The sequence below is a fragment of the Flavobacterium macrobrachii genome (assembly GCF_014486675.1).
GTDB lineage: Bacteria > Bacteroidota > Bacteroidia > Flavobacteriales > Flavobacteriaceae > Flavobacterium > Flavobacterium macrobrachii.
Genome location: NZ_JACTAC010000165.1, coordinates 1 through 999 on the forward strand (window position 1 = coordinate 1; position 999 = coordinate 999).

A 999-nucleotide genomic window follows, 5' to 3' on the forward strand; every position below is an offset into this window, starting at 1 on the left:
ACCTGCAGTTTTGATATTCGGGAAAATCTTTTCTCTTTAGAAGTTGATGTTTTCGATCTTGAAAATTCAACAACTTCAAATTTTTATAATCTTTCCAATATCGATTATCAGTTTCAGAAATTTTTAAATCATAAACGTTTAATATCTCAAGCTTTTTTAAATTCTCGAGTATAATTCTTAAGCTTTCAATTTCGACACTACTGAAGAAATTCAAGTCTTTTACATTAGGGAACATGGCTACAACTTTTTCAATTCTAATTCCTTTACAACTCTCTATATACAAAACTTCTACATTTGGAAAAACAACATCAACATCCTCAAAAGAAAGTGACCGATTACCTATAAAAATCATTTCCCGAATATTTTGCAGATTTTCGATTCCGGAAATTGTCTTAATATTACTTTGTATAATACGCAGCTCTTTTAATGATTTTAAAGAACTGAATTCTGTTAAATCTTGACTTTTGGGTTTATATGCCCATAGACTTAATTCCAGTAGTTTTACACATTCGGAAATATTTGAACATTTCTTGTGCCAGGAGAGAATTAATATTTCAAGATTTGGAAAGTTTTTAAAATCATACTCGAGAGTTAAATCTCGATTATCCAATTCGGTCAAGATTTCCGATTTCAGCAACGATTTGAATTCATCCGGATTGTTATGATTTCCGACGATACAGATCTTTCTATAATTTATTTCTAAAAGTTTACTAAAATCTATATTCGTCTTTCTGCCAATAAAACTATCAAAACTCAAGATTAGCGTTGCGTCACTATTTACGTCAAAATATTTTACGAGCTCGGATTGAAATTCCGGTAAAAAATAAACTCTTTTTTTTTCTTTATTGGCAAATTCCATTTATAGATTCGTGTTTAAAATTGCAGGTAACGTCCCGCCGCTTGGCGAGGTTGCGAACTTCGTAACCGTTTATTTTCCACTAAGATAGTATTTCTTGCGAAACGTAAACGTGAATTTACCACAAAATTCGCAATCTTGCC

The 999-nt window shown here is 31.0% G+C and carries 1 protein-coding gene; it reads right to left on the reverse strand.

The genetic code is table 11. From position 1 onward, the window contains the following. The coding region (locus IAI56_RS15755) for a leucine-rich repeat domain-containing protein (RefSeq protein WP_187658764.1) at window positions 1-859 on the reverse strand (859 nt) is incomplete at its 3' end. Window positions 860-999 lie beyond the last annotated feature (140 nt).